Source organism: Corynebacterium jeikeium (genome assembly GCF_000738175.1).
GTDB classification, from domain to species: domain Bacteria; phylum Actinomycetota; class Actinomycetes; order Mycobacteriales; family Mycobacteriaceae; genus Corynebacterium; species Corynebacterium jeikeium_C.
In genome coordinates this window covers 1-534 of record NZ_JFCH01000024.1, presented here as the reverse complement: position 1 = coordinate 534, position 534 = coordinate 1, and the positions used below count along the sequence as shown (strand labels likewise).

The following is a 534-nucleotide window of genomic DNA, read 5'->3' as shown; positions in this document are numbered from 1 at the left end:
GCCTTTTTGGATGCCGAGGTTGTGTTGGTAGCTGGTGTCGATGGCGGTGTCGTATTCTGCTGGTGCACCGATGTCATTGGTAGTGGCTGTGGTGTTGTGGGTGATCAGGTCTGTTGCTGTGGAAAGTGCGTCTTGACCCCATCGTTGGTCCCTGGCGATCTTGACCGGATCGTCAGGGACTTCTGTATGTAGATACAGCCACCAATCCATCACTGTGCGTTGATGCGGTAGTGATAGTCCGCGGTGTCTGCGGGCTAGTTCTTTTATGGGGGCGTTGATGCCACCTTCGAGGCTGTTTGTTGTTGCTGCAAGGTTGTCGGGGTCGATGGTTGTTGGTGGGGGTTGCAGGTAGGTAAACAGCAGGTCTCTGCGGTGCAGAGATAGCAATGATTGATAGGCCGCTCGGACGCGTTGGTGGGTGTAGACCTTGGTGTAGGCGCCGGTAGCAGGGTCTTTGATGGTGGTTTTCTCGTTCATCCATTCCCGGTAGGTGTGGTCGAATTCGTGCAGGTGGGCGACCCATGTGGATGCTTG

At 55.2% G+C, this 534-nt stretch carries 1 pseudogene; it reads right to left on the bottom strand.

Annotated elements, in window-relative coordinates:
• Positions 1-534 (bottom strand): annotated as a pseudogene (locus JQ46_RS02915) (IS256-like element IS3503 family transposase); the annotation flags it as partial.